Origin of the sequence: Sphingomonas sp. (assembly GCF_965200105.1) — a bacterium.
GTDB lineage: Bacteria > Pseudomonadota > Alphaproteobacteria > Sphingomonadales > Sphingomonadaceae > Solisphingomonas.
On sequence record NZ_CBDATN010000002.1, the window covers coordinates 1,103,552 to 1,126,433 of the forward strand.

The following is a 22,882-nucleotide window of genomic DNA, read 5'->3' on the forward strand; positions in this document are numbered from 1 at the left end:
GTCCGCTGCCGCGCCGATTAACAGCATGAGCAGGAGACCGGAATGGGTCGGGTAGAAGCCAAGGTCGCGCTGGTCACCGGCGGCGGCGCCGCACCGGGGCTGGGCTCCGCCATCGCGGCCCGCCTCGCCGAAGAAGGCGCCACGGTCTTCGTGTCCGACATCGACCAAGCCTCCGCGGAGGCGCGTGCGGCCGAGATCCGCGATGGGGGCGGGAAAGCCTCCGCGATCCGTCACGACGTCACCTCGGAACGCGACTGGGACGAGGTGATCGGCGCCATTGCGCGTGCCGAAGGCGGGATCGATATCGTCATCAACAATGCCGGGATCGTTTCTGCCGAGACGATCGACAAATTGACGCCCGAGGATTTCACCCGCGTCATCGACGTCAATCTCAAGTCGGTCTATCTCGGAACGCGACGTGCGGTAGCCGAAATGCGCAGGGGCAGCCGTAGCGGCTCGATCATCAACATCTCATCCGTCGCCGCGCTCGTCGCGCATGCGGGGCTGGCCGCTTATTCGGCTAGCAAGGCAGGAGTCCTGCTCTTCACCAAATCGGTGGCGATGGAGACGGCGCGGGAGAAGATCCGCGTCAACAGCGTCCACCCTGGCATGATCTGGACGACGATGCAGCAGGCGTCGTTCCAGCGTTCGCCCGGATCGCTAGAGGCTGCGGCCGCGACCATCCCGATGGGCGAACTGGGCGAGCCGCGCGATATCGCGAACTGCGTACTGTTCCTGGCTTCCGAAGAGGCGCGCTACATCACCGGCGCGGCATTCGTGGTCGACGGCGGCATGACGATGCGATGATCGACACGGCCGGACCAGGCGCATGCCACCTGTCTGGCGCCTCGGCGCAGGCCGGTGGCGGCACCGCCGAACCGGGCTGCTCGTCCCGGTCAGGGTCACCGGCCGGCGGCGGTCTCCGACGATCGCGGCAGGGCGCGGTCGCCTACTTCGCATAGTTGCAGCAGCAGCGCTCAAATCGTGCTCGCCGCCAACGGCGCGCGTCGCCAGGCCCTAGGTGACGCAAGGCGACACCGCTCCCGGTCGGTGGCAACCCGCTTCGCCGCACCAAGACCGGCGCGCGCCACCTTCATGAGAAGATCACCAGGTCGGCATTCAGCAGCGTCCGGTAGCTTGAGCGAGCAGCCCCCGCGCGACTGGCGATTGCAGGATTACACTCCGTCGCCGACGGCCGATTGTCGGCGGGCAGTCGCACCAATCGCCGCCCGCGCCTCATCCGACCACCAGAACAGACGGCGGGCGACGGGCAGCGATTGACGGGATCACGGCAGTAACGCGCCGCTTAGCGAGCGGCCGCCGCGAAGAAGCGACGGTCACGTCGTGGCACGTCCTGTCAAAGCGCAATCATCGGGCGGTGCCGCCACGTTGCGTCGGCGCCATGTAAGAGATCGTCGACGCGCAGCACGTCGCACCGCTCCGGCACCGGGCGCAAAGGTGCGGGCCGATCGATCCACACCCCTCTCGCCAAGTGCAGGTCGCGGCCGCCTCCCGTCTCCAATCCCCGCTCGATCTCGCCGATCGTATAACTCGCATTTGCCAGCGTCGGGCGGCGAGGCGCTGCTGGCGCTCCCGTCGCGGGGCGGCTAATCGCGTGTCCGATGCCCGTCCTCCCGCCTCGTCCTCGTCCGGAGATCGCCCCGTGCAGGCGGTGATCCTCGCCGGCGGCAAGGGAACGCGGCTGGCCGAGCGGCTGCACGGCCGGCCCAAGCCGCTGGTCGACGTGGTCGGCGTGCCGCTGCTGGAGCGCCAGCTCGAAAGCCTGGCAGCGCACGGCGTCACCTCGGCGGTGGTGCTCGTCAACCACGCCGCCGACCAGATCGAGCGCTTCCTCGCGGAGCGGCGATCGTCGCTCGCCATCGACATCGTCGACGACGGCGAGCCGCGCGGCACCGCGGGCGCCGTCCTCGCCTGCCTCGATCGGCTGGAGGAACGCTTCCTCGTCGTCTACGGCGACACGCTGTTCGACATCGACGTGCCGCACATGATCGCCGCGCACGAGGCGGCGGGCGCGGACGCGACCCTGCTCCTCCATCCCAACGACCACCCGCACGACAGCGATCTGGTCGAGGTGGACGAGGCCGGGCGGATCACCCGCCTCCATCCCTACCCGCATCCGCCGGGCGCGGAGCTGCGCAACCTCGTCAACGCCGCCTTCTACGTGATCGAGCGCCGCGCGCTGGACGGCGTCGCGCCCGCGGGCTGGACCGGGGATTTCGCCAAGGAACTGTTCCCCGCGATGGTCGCGCGCGGCGCCAACCTGCACGGCTATGCGAGCTTCGAGTATATCAAGGATCTCGGCACGCCCGCGCGGCTCGACAAGGTGGAGCGGCACCTGCGCGAGGGCGTGGTGGCGCGCGCCAGCCGACGCGCGCGGCAGGCGGCGGTGTTCGTCGATCGCGACGGGACGCTGAACGCGCTGCGCGGCTATATCCGCCGGCCGGACGAACTCGATCTCCTGCCGGGTGCCGCCGAAGCGGTGCGCGCGCTCAACGCCGCCGAGCGCCGCGTCGTGCTCGTCACCAACCAGCCGGTGCTGGCGCGCGGCGACGTCGACGCCGCCGGTATGCACGCCATCCAGGCGCGGCTGGAGACGCTGCTGGGGCAGCAGGGCGCGTGGCTGGATGCGACCTATCTCTGCCCCCACCACCCCGACGCCGGCTTCGCGGGAGAGGTGCCCGCGCTCAAGATCGCGTGCGACTGTCGGAAGCCCGGCACCGGCCTGTTTCGCGAAGCGATCGCCACGCTCAACATCGATCCCGACCGATCGTGGATGGTCGGCGACTCGAGCGCGGACATGCTCGCCGCCGAGCGCGCGGGTCTCTCCACCATCCTCGTCGCCACGGGCGAGGGCGGGCGCGACGGCAAGTGGCCGGGCACCGCCGACTTCGCGGTGCCAGACATCGGTGCCGCCACGCGGCTGATCCTCGAAGAGTTCCCGCGCCACGCCGCCCTCGTCGAGCCGTTGGCGGACGTCGTCGCGCCCGGCGATCTGGTGCTGATCGGCGGGCTCGCGCGGTCGGGCAAGTCGGGTTTGGCCGCGACGCTCCGCACGGTGCTGCGGCGGCGAGGGCTGGCGGCGGCCTCGCTCTCGCTGGATCGCTGGGCGCTGCCGCCCGACCGGCGACGGCCCGGCATCCTCGGCCGCTACGCCACCGGCGAGGCGCTCGCGACGCTGGCGCCCTGGCTCGCGGGCGAAGCGATCGACGCCGTGCTGCCCTTCTACGACCGATTCACGCGATCGGTTGGCCTGGGCGACCGGCTGGCGCTGCCCGGCAACGGGGTGCTGATCCTGGAAGGCGTGCCGGCACTGATGCTCGGCGACCTGAAGGACGTCCGGCGCGTCCACCGGGTCTTCGTCGCGGCGGACGAGGCGGGCCGCCGCGACCGCGTAATTGCGGATCTCGTCTCGCGCGGCTTCGCCGACGAGGAGGCGGCGCGCCGTACCTATGACGAGCGGCAGGCCGACGAGGCGCCGCTGGTGCGGGAAAGCGCGGCGAGCGCCGCCGTCCGGTGGACGCTCGACCAAGCCTGACCGGCGGCATCGCGTCCGCGCGGAACTGGCATGAGCACGCGAGACCGCCGGCTCGACCGTTCGCCGCGCCGGACGCGCGATCCGGCAGGTCGCTAGCGCCCGGCTCCGGCCACCGCCCCGATCAGCCACGCCGGCCACGCCGCCATCGCGAGCAACGTGCCGAGCGGCAGCCGATCGGTCGCGGTGACGCGTTCTTCGGCGACCGCGCGTGCCGCCGTCGCGCCGAGGCCTAGGACGGCGGCGGCCAGGACCACCCATGGCAGGGGCTGCCAGCCCAGCCACGCGCCGATCGCGGCCAGGAGCTTGGCGTCGCCCGCCCCCAGCCCCTCGCGGCCGCGCGACCTTCGATAGGCCGCGGCGAGCAGCGTCAGCGCCACGAACCCCACGCCCGCACCCCACAGCCTGTCCTGCAGCGGCGGCGGGAGCCCGCCCGCGCCCGCCGCCAGGCCCGACCCGAGAAGCGGCAGCACGAGGCGGTCGGGCAGCCGGAACGAGCCGGCGTCGATGACGGCGAGCGTCGCCAGCAGCCACCCGAATACGGCTCCCGCCCAGCCGGCGGTGCCGGGGCGCGACGCGACGCTCGCGACGGCGAGCAGCAGGCAGGCGATCTCGAGCAGCGGGTGGCGCGGATCGATCGCGGCGTGGCAGGCACCGCAGCGCCCGCGTAACCACAGCCAGCTCGCGACCGGGACGTTCGCCCAGATCGGGACCGGCACTGCGCAGCGATCGCAACGCGATCGGCCGCGCGAGACCGGCTCGCCGCGGCCGTCGCGGATCGCGACGGTGGCGAGGAAGCTTCCGGCTACGGCACCGGCCATGCCGGCCAGCAGCAGCTCCCCCGCCATCCCGCCTCCGTGCGAGCGGCCGGGCGCCCGCCCGGGCGCCGCCTTAGGGGTTGCCGCCCGTCTGCGGCGCGGGAGCCGAGTTGAAGTTGGTCATGCCGAAGAGCTTCCGGATATCCGGCGAGCCGTTGCCGTAGATGTAGTTATACTCGACCGACGGATAATTCTGGCTGTAATAGCCGTCGAAACCCGGGATATCGCGGCGGTAATATTGATACTGCGAGGCTGCGCGGAGGCCGCCGTTCGCCGTCTGCGCCGCACCCTTGGCGTAGAGGTACGGGTTGACGTTGCCGACGCGCCCGACCTTCTGGATGTAGAGGGCCAGGGCACCGACGAACTCTGGCGAGGACACGGAGGTGCCAATGACGCCGAACAAGCCGCCATCGGGGCTCCCGCTGTTGTAGGCGACGATGACGGCGCTGCGATCGGGCCCGCAGGGCTGCTTCGAGATACCGCCCGGGCAGCCGCCGACCTGCATGCCGATGTCGGGCAGCGTGCGCTGCGTACCGGTGCCGTTGTTCACGAGCTTCTGATAGTCGGGCTTGTGGTGCAGGTTGCTGACGCCGCCGCCCGGACCCCAATAGCCGCCCGACAGGTTCTGCCCGACGCCGTAGGGATCGTAGGGGACGAGCGGATCGCCGTAGCCGTTCTCGGAGAAATAGGCCGAGTTCAGCGTCTTGTCCGAGACGGTGATGAGGTTGCCGCCGCCCACCGCCGTCACGAACTGCGAGCTCGCCGGCGACGACACGCCCTTGACGAACTTGGGCTTGGACGTGGCGGTCGGGTAGAAATAGTCGACCGACGGGCACTGCAGCGCGCCATTGTCGCCGGAGCTCGCGACGAAGGTGATGCCCTGGGCGTTGCCCTGCTTGAAGATGCTGTCATACGCCCAAAGGATCGACGTATAATCCTCGCCTTCATTGTAGGCGGCGGTGTAGAGCGCCTCGCAGGCGCCGAACGACGAGTTGACGACGTCGAAGCGGTTCTGATCGACGATGTAGCGATAGCCGTCGAGGATGTTGTCGTCCGAGAGATCGGGCAGGCTGACCAGCGTAACGCTGGCACCCGGCGCGCCGCCCAGCACCTGCTGAACGTCCAGCGTCGCCTCGACCGAGCCACCGCCGTCGAGCGTGCCGCCACCGTTGATGAGCGCGGTCGCGACAACGGGCGGCGCCTTGCCAGTCGTCTTGGTGAAGTTCTCGTGGTTGAAATAGGCGGCGACGTCCTGCGGGAAGAGCAGGTCGGACATCAGCACCGCGACGCGGACGCCGGTGCCATCCAGCCGCTGGCCGGTGGACAGGAAGCTGTTGTACGAGGGGTAGTCGTAGGCCTGCTTCAGGTCGTTGTACCAGTAGGGCCCGTCGGGGCTGTACCGGTTGTCCGGCACCGCCTTGGCGCTGGCCTTGGTCACGAACGGCTGGTGGAGCGGCAGGCCCGAGAAGGCGACGACGCGCGCGCCTTCCGCCTGCAGCGCGGCCGGCAGCGTGACCTTGGATGCGATCAGGCGGGCCTTGCCGAGGGACGCGGGTGCCATGCGGATGCTGGTGCCGAGCAGCTTGCCGGCCTGCGCCGCGGTGCCAGTGACATGGAAGCTGTGTGCGCCGGTGTCCGTCACGCGGAGCCCAGCGGCCTCGGCCACCGCCTGCGCGCGCGCCAGCGACTCCGGCGCGGTGCCGAACCGTGTCTTGAAATCGGCGGGCGTCAGCCACTTGTGGTAGTTGGCCGAACCTTCCTTCTGCTGGTCCGCAATCAGAGCGTCGAGCGCGTCTTCGTTACGCAACGGCAGGTAGATGTCGAACGAGACGAGGGCCGTGGGCGCTGCGGCGGGCAGCGTCGCCCGGTTGACCGGCGCTGCGAAGGCCGGGGCAGCTACGGTCGCAAGCAGCGCGGCGGCTAGGCGAGATGAACCGATCATGACGATCCCCTTTTCGGAGCCTCGACCCTCCGTCGGGCCATGAGGCGATTGTTAACGCTACGTACAGCCGCGTCCTCGGGCAAGAGCTTCGTTAACGATCGGCAAGAATGACGGTCCGACTGCCGCCGATGAGCACGGCCAACACCAGCACCCGCGGCATCTTCTGGCGATGAGCTACATAGCCCGCTGCGAGTCAGTCTCGACGTCCGCTCGGTCGCGACGGCGATGTGCCCGCCTGCGGAACGCCCGAGCTACGCGAGTGGCGCTGCGCAAGCGATCGGACACCTGTCGGCTGGCCGCCGCGGCGTCCCGATGGTGGGCGCGGCTGGGATTGAACCAGCGACCCCTGCGGTGTGAACACAGTGCTCTACCACTGAGCTACGCGCCCCACCGGGCTGTCCGTCGCCGCAAATCCCGCTCTCGGGAGCGCGGCGGGCGGGCGTGGCGGCCCACCTGACCGGAACGCGGGGAGCATGCCCCCGCGAGCGACGGCGCGACTAGCGCGTCGCTACCACGCTGTCTAGTCGCTTGGCGCCGAACGCGTCGCGAGCGCGGATCAGTTGACCGCGTCTTTCAGGCCCTTGCCGGCCTTGAACTTGGGCTGTGACGACGCGCCGATCGACATCGGTTCGCCGGTGCGGGGATTGCGGCCCGTCGACGCCTTGCGCTTTGAGACGGAGAAGGTGCCGAAGCCGACGAGCCGAACCTCGTCTCCGCCCTTCAACGCCCCGGTGATGCCGTCGAACACCGCTTCGACCGCCTTGACCGCGTCGCCGCGCGCGAGCCCGGTCGATTCGGCAACGGCGCCTATCAATTCCTGCTTGTTCATGCCCGAACCCCCTTCCTCATCCTGTCGGCGCGCCGACGCGAACCGCGAAGGCTCACGCGCGCTCCGCCCGTCAGGATCAGGAAAGAGCCGTCGCTTCCGCGCGAGTCAAGCGAGGCACGCGCCGCCATGCGACCAACCGTTCGTCGGCCCGCTCTTCGTCGGCCGCTCAATGCCGGATCGCCACGCCCCCCGACTGCTCGCCGCGCGCGCCGACCGCAACCGGGTCGGCGGCAAGCTCGTCCGCCTCGGTCCACTCGATCGCGGCCACGGGTGTCACCAGCGCGCGCGCCAGCACCTCGTCCATGTGGCGGACAGGTATGATGGTGAGGCCGCCCTTGATCGTGTCGGGGATGTCCGCGAGGTCCTTCTCGTTCTCGTCCGGGATCAGCACCGTCGTGATGCCGCCGCGCAGCGCCGCGAGCAGCTTCTCCTTCAAGCCGCCGATCGGCAGCACGCGGCCACGCAGCGTCACCTCGCCCGTCATCGCCACGTCGCGGCGCACCGCCGTGCCCGTCAGCGTCGAGATGATGGCGGTGGCGATGCCGATGCCGGCGGACGGCCCGTCCTTGGGCACCGCGCCCTCGGGCAGGTGGATGTGGACGTCCTTGCGCGCGAACAGGCTGGGCTTGACGCCGTAAGCGGGCGAACGCGCCTTCACGAACGACCAGGCTGCCTGCACGCTCTCCTTCATCACGTCGCCGAGCTTGCCGGTGGTGACGGCGAGCCCCTTGCCGGGCACGGTAACCGCCTCGATGGTGAGCAACTCGCCGCCCACCTCGGTCCAGGCGAGGCCGGTCACGGCGCCGATCTGGTCCTCCTCCTCGGAGACGCCGAAGCGGAACTTGCGCACGCCCGCGAATTCGGAAAGGTTCGCCTCCGTGACGGTGACGGCCTCGGCCTTGCCCTCCAAAATGCGGCGTAGGCTCTTGCGCGCCAGCTTGGCGATCTCGCGCTCCAGCGTGCGGACGCCGGCCTCGCGCGTATAATAGCGGATAAGATCGGTCAGCCCGTCGTCGGCCAGCGTGAACTCGCCCGCCTTGAGGCCGTGCGCCTCCACCTGCTTGGGGATCAGGTGGGCCTTGGCGATCTCAAGTTTCTCCTGCTCGGTATAGCCTTCGAGCCGGATGATCTCCATGCGATCGAGCAGCGGCTGCGGCATGTTCATGCTGTTGGCCGTGCACACGAACATGATGTCGGAGAGATCGAGGTCGATCTCCAGATAGTGATCCTGGAACTTGGCGTTCTGCTCGGGATCGAGCACCTCCAGCAGCGCCGACGACGGATCGCCCCGAAAATCCTGGCCGAGCTTGTCTATCTCGTCGAGCAGGAACAGCGGGTTGGACGCCCCCGCACGCTTGAGGTTCGCGACGATCTTGCCGGGCATCGAGCCGATATAGGTGCGGCGGTGGCCACGGATTTCGGCCTCGTCGCGCACGCCGCCGAGCGACTGCCGCACGAACTCGCGGCCCGTCGCGCGCGCGATCGACTTGCCGAGTGAGGTCTTGCCGACGCCGGGCGGGCCGACCAGGCACAGGATCGGGCCCTTGAGCTTGTTGGTGCGCGCCTGCACCGCCAGATACTCGACGATCCGCTCCTTCACCTTGGCGAGCGCGTAATGATCCTCGTCGAGGATGCGCTCGGCCGCCGGAATGTCGTGCTTGACCTTGCTCTTCTTGCCCCACGGCAGGCCCAGCAGCACGTCGAGATAGTTGCGTACCACCGTGGCCTCGGCGGACATCGGCGCCATCGTCTTGAGCTTCTTCAGCTCGGCGGTGGCCTTGGCGCGCGCCTCCTGGCTCATCTTGAGCTTGGCGATCTTGGCGGCGAGTTCCGCCACCTCGTCGCCCTCGCCCTCCTCGCCCTCGTTGCCGAGTTCGCGCTGGATCGCCTTCAACTGCTCGTTGAGGTAGTATTCGCGCTGCGTCTTCTCCATCTGCCGCTTCACGCGGCTGCGGATCTTCTTCTCGACCTTGAGGACGCCGAGCTCGCCCTCCATGAAGGCGAACGCCATCTCCAGCCGCTTGGCGGGATCGGCCTCTGACAGCATGGCCTGCTTGTCGGCCACCTTCACCTGGATGTTGGCGGCGACCATGTCGGCGAGCTTGCCCGGCTCCTCGATCTGGCCGATCTGCGTCGCGGTCTCGGCGGCGAGCTTCTTGTTGAGCTTGGCGTAGGTGTCGAATTGCTCGACGACCGAGCGCATCAGCGCCTGCGCCTCCGTGCCCGACGCCTCCGCATCCTCGACCGGCGTCACGTCGGCAACTAGATGCCCCTCGCCCTCGCGCATGTCGGACAGCGCGGCACGGCGCTGGCCCTCGACCAGCACGCGCACCGTGCCGTCGGGCAGCTTGAGGAGCTGGAGCACGGTGGCGACCACGCCGAGATCGTAGAGCGCGGCGCGATCAGGATCGTCCTCGGCCGGATCGAGCTGCGACACGAGGAAGATCGACTTGTCCGCCGCCATCGCCGCCTCCAGCGCGGACACCGACTTCTCGCGGCCGACGAACAGCGGCACGATCATGTGGGGGAAGACGACGATGTCGCGCAGCGGCAGAACGGGGAAGGTCTCGGTCATGGAAGCTCCGTGACGGAAGGCGGCGTCGCCCACCGTCATGACGATATGGCGACGCCTGGGCTACCGATCAATGAACGGCCGCTTCGTCCTGCGGCTCGCCCCGCGCCTTGCCGTCGGCGGCGGTCTCGTCCGGTGGCGCCAGCCAGTCGGCGAGCCTCAGTTCGCCCGTCGGCCGCACCTCGGCCGCCATGCTCTTGGCCATGATACCGAGCGCCCAGTCACGATGCTCCTCGCACGTGCTCGCCACCGCGTCGCGTGGCACCCAGAGATCATATTCGCGCATGTGCGCGTCGGCGGCGGTGAACAGCACGCAGATGTCGGCGGACACGCCGGCAAGGATGAGGCGGGTGACGCCGAGCTGCGGCAGGATGACGGGCAGGTTGGTGGCGTAGAAGCCGGAGAATTGCGGCTTCACCACGAAGAGGTCGCGTTCGCGCGGGCGCAGGCGATCGGCGATCTCGCCGGCCGCGCCGCCACGCTCCACGCAATGCTGGACGATAGCGCCGTGATCGCGGTGCCAGTCGCCGAAGTTGTCGTTGACGTAGATCGTCGGAACGTCGGCGGCATCCGCCTCCTCGCGCAACCTCAAGATGGGATCGACGAGCGCATTCGCGTGGCGCGGCAGATCGTCGATCTGCTCGGAATCGAGATCGTTGATGATGTCGATCAGCAGCAGCGCGGCGCCGCCGGACCATCTCGTGTCGTCCATGCCCCGATAACGGACGGGGCGCCCGGATCGCTCCGGACGCCCCGCGCCTCGATCGAAGCCTGATGCCGGTCAGGCCGCGCCGGGCGCTTCCTTCTGCTTCTTGGCGTAAACGCGGATCGGCTCCTTGCGGCCGTCGACCACGTCCTTGTCGACCATCACCTCGTCAATGTCGTCCATCGAGGGCAGCTCGAACATCGTGTCGAGCAGGATCGCCTCCAGGATCGAGCGCAGCCCGCGCGCGCCGGTCTTGCGGTCGATGCCCTTGCGCGCGACAGCCACCAGAGCCTCGTCGGTGAAGGAGAGCTTGGTCGCCTCCATGTCGAACAGCTTCTGGTACTGTTTGACGAGCGCGTTCTTGGGCTCGGAGAGGATCTTGACCAGGGCCGCCTCGTCCAGATCCTCCAGCGTCGCGATGACGGGCAGGCGGCCGACGAACTCGGGGATCAGCCCGAACTTCAAGAGGTCCTCGGGCTCGCACTGGCGCAGCGTCTCGCCGACGCGGCGCTCCTCGGGCGAAGCGACGAACGCTCCGAAGCCGATCGATTTGCCCTGCAACCTGTCCGCGATGATCTTCTCCAGCCCCGCGAACGCGCCGCCGCAGATGAACAGGATGTTGGTGGTGTCCACCTGCAGGAACTCCTGCTGCGGATGCTTGCGTCCCCCCTGCGGCGGCACCGACGCGGTGGTGCCTTCCATCAGCTTGAGCAGCGCCTGCTGCACGCCCTCGCCCGACACGTCGCGCGTGATCGACGGATTGTCCGCCTTGCGGCTGATCTTGTCGATCTCGTCGATGTAGACGATGCCGCGCTGCGCTCGCTCGACATTGTAGTCAGACGCCTGGAGCAGCTTGAGGATGATGTTCTCGACATCCTCGCCGACATAGCCGGCCTCGGTCAGCGTCGTCGCGTCCGCCATGGTGAACGGCACGTCGAGGATGCGCGCCAGCGTCTGCGCGAGCAGCGTCTTGCCGCAGCCTGTGGGCCCGACGAGCAGGATGTTCGATTTGGCGAGCTCCACGTCCGCGCCCTTGGCGCCGTGGTTGAGCCGCTTGTAGTGATTATGCACCGCGACCGAGAGCACGCGCTTGGCCTGCGCCTGCCCGATCACGTAATCGTCGAGCACGTCGCAGATCTCGCGCGGGGTCGGCACCCCGCCGTCGCGCTTGGAGACGAGCGCGGACTTCGTCTCCTCGCGGATGATGTCGTTGCAGAGCTCCACGCACTCGTCGCAGATGAACACGGTCGGGCCCGCGATCAGCTTGCGCACCTCGTGCTGGCTCTTTCCGCAGAAGGAGCAGTAGAGGGTGCTCTTGCTGTCGCCGCCGCTCAGATTTGGCATGGTCTTCCCTCTGCGGCCGGATACGCTCGGCCTGTCTGACTCACCGGGCATCCTAGCCCGCCCGCGTTAACGGGCAATGGCCTTATGGCCACCGCCCGCCCCGCACATCGCATCGGGCCGCCGCTTGCGGGCGGCCGGGCGGCGGCCTCAGGCGGCCGCCTTCTCCTCGGTCGGCGCCGGGCGCTTGTCGAACACCTCGTCGATCAGGCCGAACTCCTTGGCTTCATCGGCTTCGAGGAACTTGTCGCGGTCCATCGCCTTCTCGATCACCTCGAGCGGCTGACCGGTATATTTGGCGTACAGCGAGTTCAGGCGATGCCGCATCCGCAGGATCTCCTTCGCCTGGATCTCGATGTCCGCCGCCATGCCCTGCGCTCCGCCCGACGGCTGGTGGATCATGATCCGCGCGTTGGTGGTGGCGTAGCGCAACCCCGGATCGCCGCATGCCAGCAGGAAGCTGCCCATCGACGCGGCCTGGCCGACGCAAATCGTGCCCACGCGCGGACGGATATATTGCATCGTGTCGTGGATCGCGAGGCCCGCCGTGACGACGCCGCCTGGCGAATTGATGTACATGAAGATGTCCTTCTTCGGGTTCTCTGACTCGAGGAAGAGCAGCTGGGCGACGATCAGCGAGGCCATATGGTCCTCCACCGGCCCGTTCACGAAGACGATGCGCTCGCGCAGCAGGCGCGAATAAATGTCGAAGCTGCGCTCGCCGCGGCTCGACTGCTCGATCACGATGGGCACGAGGCCCGCTTCCGGGCCGGCCTCCGCGCCGCCGCCTGCGATGCCGCGCGGAAGATCATATGGATTCATGGGGGTCGCTCGTCCTTCTGCCCTGACGAACGGCAACATCGGCGCTTGCGCGGGCGACTTCAAGCCTCTCCGACGGCCGGGTGCCGGAGGTAGGCGAGCCGCTTCGCCTCCCGCCGCCCGCGCGTGACGGTGTCGAGGATGAGGCTCGACATGAGGTTGAGTACCGCCAGGATGATCAGCCCCGTCGCCAGAATTGCGGTGGGGAAACGCGGCACCAGCCCCGTCGCGGCGTAGGTCGCGACCAGCGGGGCAGCGAGGATCAGCGCCGCCGCGATCAGCAGCAGGCCGATGCCGCCGAAGAAGGAGATCGGCCGCTCCACCCGATAAAGCGCGACGATGGTGCGCAGGATGCGCCAGCCGTCGCGATAGGTCGAGAGCTTGGAGGCGGAGCCCTCCGGCCGCGCGGCATAGTCGGTCGCGATCTCGGCCACCGGCATCCTGAGCTCCAGCGCGTGGACGCTGATCTCGGTCTCGATCTCGAACCCGGCCGAGAGGATCGGGAAGCTCTTCACGAAGCGGCGCGAGAAGACGCGGTAGCCCGAGAGGACGTCCGAGAAGCTGCGCCCGAACAGCCGCGCCAGCATCCCCGTCAGCATCGCGTTGCCCAGCCTGTGTCCGCGCCTGTAGGCGAGCTCCACCTCGGAACGCCTGGCGCCCACCACCATGTCGAGCCGCTCGTCCACCAGTCGCGCGACGAGCGCGGGCGCGGCGGACGCGTCGTAGGTCGCGTCGCCGTCGGCGAGCACGTAGATATCGGCCTCGACATCGGCGAACATGCGCCGGACGACATGGCCCTTGCCCTGCATCCGCTCGCCGCGCACGATCGCGCCCGCCGCGCGCGCCCGCGCGACCGTGTCGTCCCCGCTGTTGTTGTCATAGACGTGGATGGCGGCGCCGGGCAGCGCGGCGCGAAACGCCGCCACCGTCGCCCCTATCGCCGCCGCCTCGTTGTAACAGGGTAGCAGCACCGCGACGCGGGGCGGCCGCGCCGAACCGCTCGTCGCCGCCACGTGCCCGGCCGACGCCGCGCCGCCGGGCTCGCTCAGGCCTGTTCCTCGGCCTTGCGGGCGCGCTTCGCCTTCGGCTTGGCCGCAGCCTGCTCCTCGCCGGGTGCGGCCTCTGTCGCCTCGGCCTGCGCCTTCTTCGCGCGCGGCTTCTTCGGCACCTCCGCCTTCGCCGCCTCGGCAGCGACACCCTCGTCCTGCGCGTGGTCGTGATCGTGGTCGTGCGCATGGTCGTGGTCATGGTCGTGCGCGGCGTGGTCATGATCATGGTCGTGATGGCCGTGATCGTGGTCATGATGCTCGTGGCGGTGCGTACCGGTCGCGAAGCCGTCTTCCGATTCGATCGCGGCCTCCAGCTCCTCGCGGGTCGTCGCGCGGTCGCTGACCTCGGCCTTCCCGAACAGGAAATCGACGACCTTGTCCTCGTAGAGCGGCGCGCGGAGCTGGGCCGCGGCCATCGGCTCCTGCGCGACATATTGCGCGAAGCGCTCGCGATCCTTGGGCTGATACTGCTGCGCCGCCTGCGCGATCAGCCGCTGCATCTCCTGCGCCGTGACCTCGATGCCGTTCGCCTGCCCGATCTCGGAGAGCAGCAGGCCGAGGCGCACGCGCCGCTCGGCGATCGCGCGATAATCGTCGCGATCCTTCTCCAGCTCGGCCTTCGCCGCCTCCACGTCGGCCTCGTGCGTCGCCTCATGTTCGAGCTGGCGCCAGATCTGCTCGAACTCGGCGTCGACCATCGAGGGCGGCACGGGGAAGTCATGGCCGGCGGCGAGCTGATCGAGAAGCTTGCGCTTCATGTGCGTGCGCGTCAGCCCGTTCAGCTCCTGCTCCTGCTGTCCGCGGATCAGGTTCCTGAGCGTATCGAGGCTGTCGAGGCCGAGCGCCTTCGCGAACTCGTCGCCGATCACCATCTCGCCCGGCACCTTCACCTCGGTGACGGTGACATCGAACTGCGCGGCCTTTCCCGCCAACTCCTTGGCGCCGTAATCGGCCGGGAAGGTGACGTCGAGCGTGCGCGCCTCGCCCGCCTTCACGCCCGTGAGCTGCTCCTCGAAGCCGGGGATGAGCCGGCCGGAGCCGAGCTCCACCGACATCCCCTCGCCGGTGCCGCCCTCGAACGCGACGCCGTCCACCGTGCCGCGATAATCCATGACGACGAGGTCGCCCTCGCCGGCGGCGTGATCCTCGGACGCGGCGTCGTGGCGCTTCTGCGACTTGGCCAGCTCGGCGATCTGCTCGTCGATCTTGGCCTCGTCGGCGGCGACCGTCAGCCGCTCCAGCGTCAGCCCTTCGATCTGCGGGGCGGGCACGTCGGGGAGGATCTCCAGGCTCACCGCCACGTCGGCGTCGCCGCCATCCTCATAGCCCTCGTCGAGATCGACCGCGGGCGCCATCGCGGGGCGGAAGCCGTTCTCCTTGATCAGCGCCTGCACGCCCTCCTGCACGGCGGCGTTGAGCGCCTCCTGGCGAAGCTGCGGGCCGTGCATCTTGCGGACGAGGTTGGCGGGCACCTTTCCGGGGCGGAAGCCCGGCATCTTGATCTGCGGCGCCACCTTGCCGACCTGCGAGTCCACGCGGGCGGCGATCTCACCGGCCGGGATGGTCAGCCGGTAGGCGCGCTTCAGCCCCTCGTTCAACGTCTCGACAGTCTGCATGGTCGGCCTTCTCGAATCGGGAGAGGCGGCGGCACCGAGCCCCGGGGCGACGGGTGGCTGGTGCGGGCGAAGGGACTCGAACCCCCACATCTTGCGATACCGGAACCTAAATCCGGCGCGTCTACCAGTTCCGCCACGCCCGCGATCGATCCGTCGCCGGTCGGATCGCGGCTATAGCAGGCGCGCGCACGAGGGCAAGCGGACCCGAGCGCGCTGCGGAACGTTTGGGCGGCGGAGCCCAGGGAGAGCATCATGGCGGACGACAAATACGAACACGATCGCGCGCCGCAGCCCGATCGCCAGCGCCTCGACAGGATCGAGGACGAGAGCGAACCGGCGGCGGTGAAGAACGACCGTTCGCCGCAGGAGGACGCGGGCACGCCCGGCGGCACGGGCGGCACCGGCGGCACCGCGCACGAGCAGGACGACTGAGCGGGCGCGTGGCCGACCTCGTCACGCTCCGCTCCGACGCGCTGACCGTCACCGTGTCGACGCGCGGCGCCGAACTCCAGTCCGTCACCGACGCGGACGGCCGCGACTGGCTGTGGGACGGTGATCCGCGCTGGTGGACGGGACGCGCGCCGATCCTGTTCCCCACGGTCGGCGTGACGGCGGACGGCGCGCGCTTCGGCGATCGCCGCACGGCGCTCGGCAAGCACGGCTTCGCGCGCGACAGCGACTTCACGGCGACCGACGCCGACGAGGCGCATGCCAGCTTCCGGCTGGAGGCGAGCGACGCGACGCGAGCCGTCTATCCGTTCGCGTTCCGGCTCGACGTCACGCACCGGCTCGACGGCGCGACGCTGACGATCGCGGCGGAGGTGTCCAACCAAGGCGAGGAGCCGATGCCCGTTGGGTTCGGCTTCCACCCGGCGCTGCGCTGGCCGCTGCCCGGCACCGGCGCCGCATCGCGGTTCGACCACATCGTCCGCTTCGACGCGGACGAGCCCGGAGCGTTGCGCGCGATCTCGGCCGACGGCCTGATCGCCGCCGCGCCGCGCCCCACGCCTGTCCACGACAACGAACTCCACCTGCGCGACGCGCTGTTCGAGCATGACGCGCTGGTCTGGGATCGACCCGCCTCACGCAGCTTGTGCTTCGGCGTGGCGGACGAGCCCGGCGTGCGCGTCGACTTCGCCGACATGCCGATGCTCGGCATCTGGACCAAGCCCGGCGCGGGCTATCTCTGCATCGAGCCGTGGCACAGCCACGCCGACGAGGAAGGCTTCGCCGGCCAGTTCGCCGACAAACCCGGCGTCGCCACGCTCGCGCCGGGAGAGGCGAAATCCTACGCGATGAGCCTGACCTTCGGCGTACCGCTGATCTGAGCGATCAGCCCAGCGCCTTCCTGAGCAGCTCGTTGACCACCGCCGGGTTCGCCTTGCCGCCCATCGCGCGCATCGCCTGTCCGACGAAGAAGCCGAACAGCTTGTCCTTGCCGCCACGGTAATCGGCCACCTTGTCCGGATTAGCGGCGAGCACCTTGGCGATCTCAGCCTCGATCGCGCCGGTGTCGCTGGTCTGTCTGAGCCCGCGCGCCTCGACGATCGCGGCAGCGTCGTCGCCGGTCTCCAGCATCGCCTCGAACACCTGCTTGGCGAGACTGCCCGACAGCGTGCCGTCGGCAACGAGCGCGAGCAGGCCGGCGGCGCGCACGGGCGACACCGGGCTCTCCTCGATGCCTTTGCCAAGCCGGTTCAGCGCGCCGAACAGCTCGCCCGTCACCCAGTTGGCGGCGCGTACCGGCTCCGCGCCTTCCGCCAGCAGCGCCTCGAACCAGCGCGCCGTCTCGACGTCGGCGGTGAGGACGTCGGCATTGTAGGAGGTGAGCCCCAGCCCTTCCTCGTAGCGGCGGCGCTTGGCGTCGGGCAGCTCGGGCAGGCTCGCCCGGCACTCGTCGAGGAAGGCGTCGTCCAGCTCCAGCGGCAGCAGGTCCGGATCGGGGAAGTAGCGATAGTCGTGCGCGTCCTCCTTGGAGCGCATCGAGCGCGTGACACCCCGATCGGGATCGAACAGCCGCGTCTCTTGGACGATCGCGCCGCCGTCCTCCAGCACCTCCACCTGGCGGCGTGCCTCGTGCGCGATCGCGGCCTCCACGAAGCGGACCGAGTTGACGTTCTTGGTCTCGGTGCGCGTGCCGAAGGGCTGGCCGACCTTGCGCACGCTGACGTTCACGTCGGCGCGCATCGAGCCCTGCTCCATGTTGCCGTCGCACGAGCCGACGTAGCGCAGGATCGCGCGCAGCTTGCGCAGATAGGCGCCTGCCTCGGCGGGCGATCGCATGTCGGGACGCGAGACGATCTCCATCAGCGCCACGCCCGATCGGTTGAGGTCGACATAGCTCATCGTCGGGTGTTGATCGTGCATCAGCTTGCCCGCGTCCTGCTCGACGTGGATGCGCTCGATGCCGATTGTCTTGGGCTCGGCCCCTTCCGGCTCGATGTCGATCGCACCTTCGCCAACCAGCGGGTGATAGAGCTGCGAGATCTGGTAGCCCTGCGGCAAATCCGCGTAAAAATAGTTCTTGCGGTCGAAGCGGCTCCAGCGGTTGATCGCGGCGCTGACCGCCATGCCGGTACGCACCGCCTGGCGGATGCACTCGCGGTTGGGCACGGGCAGCATGCCGGGCATCGCCGCGTCGACGAGGCTCACCTGCGTGTTGGGCTCCGCGCCGAAGGCGGTAGCGGCGCCCGAGAACAGCTTGGCGTTCGACGACACCTGCGCGTGGACCTCCAGGCCGATCACGACCTCCCACTCGCCCGTCGCGCCCTGGATGCGATACTCGCTCATGTCACCACCACGCCTCCGGACGCGCGACGAAGCCGGCGCGCTGCTCGATCGCGAGGCCGGCGTTCAGAACGCCCTGCTCGTCGAGCGCGCGGCCGATGATCTGGAGGCCCAGCGGCAGGCCCTGAGCGTCCAGCCCGCCTGGCACCGACATCGCGGGCAGCCCGGCGAGCGACGAGGGCACGGTGAAGACGTCGTTGAGGTACATCGCCAGCGGGTCCGCGCTCTTCTCGCCGAGCGCGAAGGCGGCGCTCGGCGCGGTCGGCGTCAGCAGCAGGTCGCACCTGGCCCAAGCCTCCTCGAAGTCGCGGACGATCAGCGCGCGCACCTTCTGCGCCTTGGTGAAGTAGGCGTCGTAATAGCCCGCGGACAGGACGTAAGTGCCAATCATGATCCGCCGCCGCACCTCGGCGCCGAAGCCATCCGCGCGCGTCGCGGCGTACATCTGCTGGAGGTTGGCGCCCTCGGCTAAGTCGCGCAAGCCATAGCGCACGCCGTCGTAGCGGGCGAGGTTGGACGAGGCCTCGGCGGGCGCGATGATGTAGTAGGTCGGCAGCGCGTAGCGCGTATGCGGCAGCGAGACCTCGACGATCTCGGCGCCGGCGTCCCGCGCCCACCCGATCCCGCGCTGCCACAGCGCCTCGATCTCCGCCGGCATGCCGTCCATGCGGTACTCGTCGGGAATGCCGATGCGCTTGCCCGTGAGATCGCCAGACAGACCCATTTCCCAGGCGGGAACCGGGAGATCGAGCGAGGTCGCGTCGCGCGGATCGAAGCCCGCCATCTGCTCCAAAAGGATCGCGCAGTCGGTGACATCCCGCGCCATGGGTCCCGCCTGATCGAGCGAGGAGGCGAAGGCGATCACGCCCCATCGCGAACAGCGACCGTAGGTGGGCTTGATGCCCGTGATGCCGGTGAAGGCGGCGGGCTGGCGGATCGAGCCGCCGGTGTCGGTGCCGGTCGCCCCCGGAGCCATGCGCGCCGCCACTGCCGCCGACGAGCCGCCCGACGAGCCGCCCGGCGCCAGCGGGGCATTGCCGCCGTCGTTGCGCCGCCACGGCGACAACACGTTCCCGAACGCCGAAGTCTCGTTGGACGAGCCCATCGCGAACTGGTCCATGTTGAGCTTGCCGAGCATCCCCGCGCCGGCCCCGAACAACCGCCCGGTGATATGGCTCTCATAGGGTGGCACGAAGCCCTTGAGGATGCCGCTCGCCGCCGTCGTCTCGACGCCGCGCGTGCAGAACAGGTCCTTGATCCCGAGCGGGACGCCCGACAGCGGCCGAAGCTCGCCCTGCGTGCGGGCGCGATCCGCCTCCTCGCCCGCCGCGATCGCATGATCCGGCGTCTCGACCAGGAAGGCGTTGAGCGGGCGACCCTTCTCGACGGCGGCCACGAAGGCGTCGGCCACCTCGCGGCCCGAGAAGGCGCCGCTGCGCACGCCGTCGCGGATGGCGGCGATGCCGAGCCCGGTCAGATCGTCTGAGGTCGTCACTCGATCACCTTGGGAACGCCGAAGAAGCCGTGCTCGGGCGCCGGCGCGTTCGCCAGCACCGCATCGCGGATGCCGCCGTCGGTCACGACATCGTCGCGCAGGCGCAGCCGCATCGCGACGACGGCGGCGAGCGGCTCCACCCCCGCCGTGTCGACCTCTCCGAGCTGGTCGATCCAGCCCAGTATGGCGTTGAGCTCGGGCACCAGCGCCTGCGCCTCGCCCTCGCCCAGCGCGATGCGCGCGAGGGTCGCCACCTTGGCGACGGTATCGGTATCGACGGACATGTCGCGCGGCTACCATCGGAGGGGTGGGCGGCGCAACCGAGCGCGGCTAGGAGACGGACGTGCTCGCCCGTCGCTTCCTCTACGTCGTCGCAGCCGGCATCGTGCTGCTGCTCGGCGCCGGCCTGCTGTGGAGCCTCTTCGCGCCCGACCTGATGCGCGCCGCGCTGGTGCCGTCGGTCGCGTTCGCGCCGCCGCCCGCCGCCGGCGCGCCGGACTATGCGCGGCCCGAAGCCTGGGTGTCGCGGCCGGGGACGCGGAGCGATCCCGCGCTGTGGCTGCCGCCCGGCGTCGCCCGCGTCGCTCCGGGGCCGGCGGCGATCTTCTTCGTGCCGCCCACCACCTATCTCGATCGCGGCCACTGGAACGCGCGCTACGACGATCCCGAGGCGGACGCGCGCACGCGCGTGATCCTGTCCGGCGATGCCAGCATCTTCTCGGGCGTGGGCCGCGTCTGGGCGCCCCGCTACCGCCAGGCGACGGTGGGCGCCTTCCTCACCGACAAGCCGGACGCGGCGCGCGCGCTCGATCTCGCCTATGCCGACGTGGTGCGGGCGTGGAAGGCGTTCCTGGCGCAGGCGCCGGCCGACGCGCCGCTGATCCTCGCCGGGCACAGCCAGGGCAGCTTCCACCTCATCCGGCTGCTCGCCGAGCAGGTGAGAGGGACGCCGTCGGCGAGGCGGATCGTCGCGGCCTATGCGGTGGGTTGGCCGATCTCGGTCGCCAGCGACCTGCCCGCGCTCGGCCTGCCCGCCTGCGTCGCGCCCGCCGATACCGGATGCGTGCTTTCCTGGCAGAGCTTCGCCGAACCCGCCGAGGCGAGCCAGCTCCGCGTCCGCTACGAGGCGACGCCGGGGCTCACCGGCCACTCGCGCAAGGGCACGCCGCCGCTCTGCACCAACCCGCTGACCGGCGCGCGAGACGGCGCCGCGCCGGCCTCCGCCAACGCCGGCGCGCTGGTGCCGGACGCGGGCTATCAGGGCGCGACGCTGGTGCGCGGGTTCGTGCCGGCGCGCTGCCGCAACGACGGGCTGCTCTCGATCGGGCCGCCGCCGGGCGGCTATGGCGTGGCGGTGCTGCCCGGCAACAATTATCACGTCTTCGATTACGCGCTGTTCTGGGCGAACGTCCGCGCCGACGCCGCGCGCCGGCTGGCGGCGTTCGCCAAGCGTTGATCCACGCCTCCGCCCTCGCGTTCCGCGACGCGTTGCCGATGCGCGGGCGGCTGGCAGGGCTCGATGTCGGCACCAGGACGATTGGCGCCGCCTACTGCGACGCGAGCTGGACGATCGCGTCGCCCGCCGAGACGATCCGCCGCACGCGGTTCGCAGCCGACTTGGCGGCGCTGACCCGCGTCTCGCGAGACCAGCGGCTGGCCGGCCTCGTCGTCGGGCTACCGCTCAACATGGACGGGACGGACAGCCCGCGCACGCAGGCGGTGCGCCAGTTCGCGCGCAATCTCGGCCCCCTCTCGCTGCCGATCCTGCTGTGGGACGAACGCTGGTCCACCGCCGCCGTCACCCGCACGCTGATCGCCGCCGACGCGTCGCGCGCACGGCGCGCCGAGCTCGTCGACAAGATGGCGGCCGCCTACATCCTCCAGGGCGCGATTGACGCGATGGCGTGAGGCAGTAGCGCGAGCGGCTTGCCGCGCCTATCTGCCCGGCCATCCATGGCCCGCGTCCTCCCCTCCCCGCCCAAGGTCGGCATGGTGTCGCTCGGCTGTCCGAAGAACCTCGTCGATTCGGAACGCATTCTCACTCGCCTGCGCGCGGACGGCTACGCCATGTCTGCCGACTATACCGGCGCCGATGTCGTGCTGGTCAACACCTGCGGCTTCCTCGACTCGGCGAAGGAGGAGAGCCTGGAGGCGATCGGCGAGGCGATCGCCGAGAACGGCCGCGTCATCGTCACCGGCTGCATGGGCCAGGAGGCGGACGCCATCCGCTCGCGCTTCCCGGCCGTGCTCGCCGTCACCGGCGCGCACCAATATGAGCAGGTGGTCGGCGCGGTGCGCGAGGCGGCGCCGGTGCCTCCTTCGCCATACCTCGATCTCGTGCCGGGCGGCGCCGTGGAGCCCGTCGCCGAATTAACGGGCCTCAAGCTCACGCCGCGCCACTACAGCTACCTGAAGATCTCGGAGGGCTGCAATCATCGCTGCGCCTTCTGCATCATCCCGCAGCTGCGCGGCGATCTCGTCAGCCGCCGCCCCGACGCGATCCTGCGAGAGGCGGAGAAGCTGGTCGAGGCGGGCACGCGCGAGCTGCTCGTCATCAGTCAGGACACGTCCGCCTACGGGCTGGACCTGCGCCACGCCGAGTACCCGCTCAAGGCCGGCGGCGCGGTGCGCGCGCACATGACCGATCTCGCGCGCGAACTGGGGCGGCTGGGGGCATGGGTGAGGCTCCACTACGTGTATCCCTACCCGCACGTCGATCAGGTGATCCCGCTGATGGCCGAGGGTCTCGTGCTGCCGTATCTCGACATTCCGTTCCAGCACGCCAGTCCGTCCGTGCTGCGCGCGATGAAGCGACCGGCCAATGACGCCAAGGTGCTGGAGCGCCTCGCCCGCTGGCGCGCGATCTGCCCGGACATCGCGATCCGCTCCACCTTCGTCGTCGGCTTTCCCGGCGAAACCGAGGCCGACTTCGACTATCTCCTCCAGTGGCTGGACGAGGCGCGGCTGGATCGGGTGGGCGCCTTCCGCTTCGAGCCCGTCGCCGGCGCCGCCGCCAACGACCTGCCAGGCGCGGTGGCCGAGGCGGTGAAGGAGGAACGCTACGCGCGGCTGATGGAGCGCACGGCGGCGATCTCGGCGGACAAGCTCACCGCCAAGATCGGGCGCACGCTGGAGGTCATCGTCGACCGCGTCGACGGCGAAGGCGCGTCGGGCCGCTCGCAGGCCGACGCGCCCGAGATCGACGGCGAGGTGCACCTGCGCGACGCCGGCCATCTCGCGCCCGGCGACATCGTGGCCGTGGCGATCGAGGATGCCGACGAACATGATCTCTTCGGTGTCCCGTTGCGGGCACGGGACGAGGCGTGACGGCGCTGCCGCCAGGCGATAACGCTGC

Annotated in this window: 19 protein-coding genes and 2 tRNA genes; 7 read left to right on the top strand and 14 right to left on the bottom strand. The window is 69.8% G+C overall.

Annotated elements, in window-relative coordinates; all coding sequences use genetic code 11:
* The first annotated feature begins 42 nt into the window (after positions 1-42).
* Together ACOFKX_RS06700 and ACOFKX_RS06705 are read left to right on the top strand one after the other, a co-directional pair.
* Positions 43-807 carry an SDR family NAD(P)-dependent oxidoreductase gene (locus ACOFKX_RS06700; RefSeq protein ID WP_419826264.1) on the top strand — a complete coding sequence of 255 codons (765 nt, stop codon included), beginning with the start codon at positions 43-45 and terminating at the stop codon, positions 805-807.
* A gap of 808 nt (positions 808-1,615) precedes the next feature.
* The gene (locus ACOFKX_RS06705) at positions 1,616-3,556 is read left to right on the top strand and encodes an HAD-IIIA family hydrolase (protein WP_419826265.1); all 1,941 of its coding nucleotides are present in this window, start codon (positions 1,616-1,618) and stop codon (positions 3,554-3,556) included.
* A gap of 92 nt (positions 3,557-3,648) precedes the next feature.
* Here the strand turns inward: ACOFKX_RS06705 and ACOFKX_RS06710 are convergent, their stop codons facing one another.
* The 11 genes from ACOFKX_RS06710 to ACOFKX_RS06760 all read right to left on the bottom strand — a co-directional run bounded on the left by ACOFKX_RS06710 (position 3,649) and on the right by ACOFKX_RS06760 (position 15,388).
* Positions 3,649-4,401 carry a prepilin peptidase gene (locus tag ACOFKX_RS06710; protein ID WP_419826266.1) on the bottom strand — a complete coding sequence of 251 codons (753 nt, stop codon included), beginning with the start codon at positions 4,399-4,401 and terminating at the stop codon, positions 3,649-3,651.
* A 43-nt stretch (positions 4,402-4,444) separates the two neighbouring features.
* The gene (locus ACOFKX_RS06715) at positions 4,445-6,313 is read right to left on the bottom strand and encodes a S53 family peptidase (protein ID WP_419826267.1); all 1,869 of its coding nucleotides are present in this window, start codon (positions 6,311-6,313) and stop codon (positions 4,445-4,447) included.
* Positions 6,314-6,626: 313 nt separating this feature from the next.
* A tRNA-Val gene (locus ACOFKX_RS06720) sits at positions 6,627-6,701 on the bottom strand.
* Between the two features lie 168 nt (positions 6,702-6,869).
* On the bottom strand, positions 6,870-7,142 hold the full coding sequence (locus ACOFKX_RS06725) for an HU family DNA-binding protein (RefSeq protein WP_419826268.1): 273 nt from the start codon (positions 7,140-7,142) through the stop codon (positions 6,870-6,872).
* A gap of 166 nt (positions 7,143-7,308) precedes the next feature.
* Entirely contained in the window at positions 7,309-9,717 is a 2,409-nt protein-coding gene (gene lon, locus ACOFKX_RS06730; RefSeq protein WP_419826269.1) for an endopeptidase La, read from the bottom strand.
* 67 nt (positions 9,718-9,784) lie between these two features.
* Positions 9,785-10,426 (bottom strand): isochorismatase family cysteine hydrolase, encoded by a 642-nt coding sequence (locus tag ACOFKX_RS06735; protein ID WP_419826270.1) that lies wholly within the window; start codon positions 10,424-10,426, stop codon positions 9,785-9,787.
* Between the two features lie 69 nt (positions 10,427-10,495).
* On the bottom strand, positions 10,496-11,764 hold the full coding sequence (clpX, locus tag ACOFKX_RS06740) for an ATP-dependent Clp protease ATP-binding subunit ClpX (protein ID WP_419826271.1): 1,269 nt from the start codon (positions 11,762-11,764) through the stop codon (positions 10,496-10,498).
* A gap of 147 nt (positions 11,765-11,911) precedes the next feature.
* Complete coding sequence (locus ACOFKX_RS06745; RefSeq protein WP_419826272.1) at positions 11,912-12,583, bottom strand: ATP-dependent Clp protease proteolytic subunit; 672 nt, start codon at positions 12,581-12,583, stop codon at positions 11,912-11,914.
* A gap of 59 nt (positions 12,584-12,642) precedes the next feature.
* Positions 12,643-13,593: a glycosyltransferase family 2 protein gene (locus ACOFKX_RS06750; protein ID WP_419826273.1), complete on the bottom strand. Its 951-nt coding sequence runs from the start codon at positions 13,591-13,593 to the stop codon at positions 12,643-12,645.
* A 32-nt stretch (positions 13,594-13,625) separates the two neighbouring features.
* Positions 13,626-15,245: a trigger factor gene (gene tig, locus ACOFKX_RS06755; RefSeq protein ID WP_419826274.1), complete on the bottom strand. Its 1,620-nt coding sequence runs from the start codon at positions 15,243-15,245 to the stop codon at positions 13,626-13,628.
* A 58-nt stretch (positions 15,246-15,303) separates the two neighbouring features.
* A tRNA-Leu gene (locus ACOFKX_RS06760) sits at positions 15,304-15,388 on the bottom strand.
* 109 nt (positions 15,389-15,497) lie between these two features.
* Here ACOFKX_RS06760 and ACOFKX_RS06765 point away from each other — a divergent pair.
* Both ACOFKX_RS06765 and ACOFKX_RS06770 read left to right on the top strand, forming a co-directional pair.
* A complete protein-coding gene (locus ACOFKX_RS06765) occupies positions 15,498-15,677 on the top strand; it encodes a hypothetical protein (RefSeq protein ID WP_419826275.1) in 180 nt (59 codons plus the stop codon).
* Between the two features lie 8 nt (positions 15,678-15,685).
* Positions 15,686-16,573 (top strand): aldose 1-epimerase family protein, encoded by an 888-nt coding sequence (locus ACOFKX_RS06770; RefSeq protein ID WP_419826276.1) that lies wholly within the window; start codon positions 15,686-15,688, stop codon positions 16,571-16,573.
* A 4-nt stretch (positions 16,574-16,577) separates the two neighbouring features.
* Here the strand turns inward: ACOFKX_RS06770 and gatB are convergent, their stop codons facing one another.
* Genes gatB through gatC form a run of 3 tightly spaced genes read right to left on the bottom strand, consistent with a single transcriptional unit; the run spans position 16,578 to position 19,811 of the window.
* Positions 16,578-18,035: an Asp-tRNA(Asn)/Glu-tRNA(Gln) amidotransferase subunit GatB gene (gene gatB / locus ACOFKX_RS06775; RefSeq protein WP_419826277.1), complete on the bottom strand. Its 1,458-nt coding sequence runs from the start codon at positions 18,033-18,035 to the stop codon at positions 16,578-16,580.
* A gap of 1 nt (position 18,036) precedes the next feature.
* Complete coding sequence (gene gatA, locus ACOFKX_RS06780; protein ID WP_419826278.1) at positions 18,037-19,527, bottom strand: Asp-tRNA(Asn)/Glu-tRNA(Gln) amidotransferase subunit GatA; 1,491 nt, start codon at positions 19,525-19,527, stop codon at positions 18,037-18,039.
* Positions 19,524-19,811 (bottom strand): Asp-tRNA(Asn)/Glu-tRNA(Gln) amidotransferase subunit GatC, encoded by a 288-nt coding sequence (gatC, locus tag ACOFKX_RS06785; protein WP_419826279.1) that lies wholly within the window; start codon positions 19,809-19,811, stop codon positions 19,524-19,526. The genes gatA and gatC overlap by 4 nt, the downstream gene beginning before the upstream one ends.
* Positions 19,812-19,870: 59 nt before the next feature.
* Between gatC and ACOFKX_RS06790 the strand changes: the two genes are divergently transcribed.
* From ACOFKX_RS06790 to rimO, 3 genes are read left to right on the top strand one after another with little or no spacing between them, the layout of a single operon-like run.
* Positions 19,871-20,983, top strand: coding sequence for a DUF3089 domain-containing protein (locus ACOFKX_RS06790; RefSeq protein WP_419826280.1), 1,113 nt, complete (start codon positions 19,871-19,873; stop codon positions 20,981-20,983).
* Positions 20,980-21,435: a Holliday junction resolvase RuvX gene (gene ruvX, locus ACOFKX_RS06795; RefSeq protein ID WP_419826281.1), complete on the top strand. Its 456-nt coding sequence runs from the start codon at positions 20,980-20,982 to the stop codon at positions 21,433-21,435. The genes ACOFKX_RS06790 and ruvX overlap by 4 nt, the downstream gene beginning before the upstream one ends.
* Positions 21,436-21,480: 45 nt before the next feature.
* Positions 21,481-22,854, top strand: a complete 1,374-nt coding sequence (gene rimO / locus ACOFKX_RS06800; protein ID WP_419826282.1) for a 30S ribosomal protein S12 methylthiotransferase RimO — start codon at positions 21,481-21,483, stop codon at positions 22,852-22,854.
* Positions 22,855-22,882 lie beyond the last annotated feature (28 nt).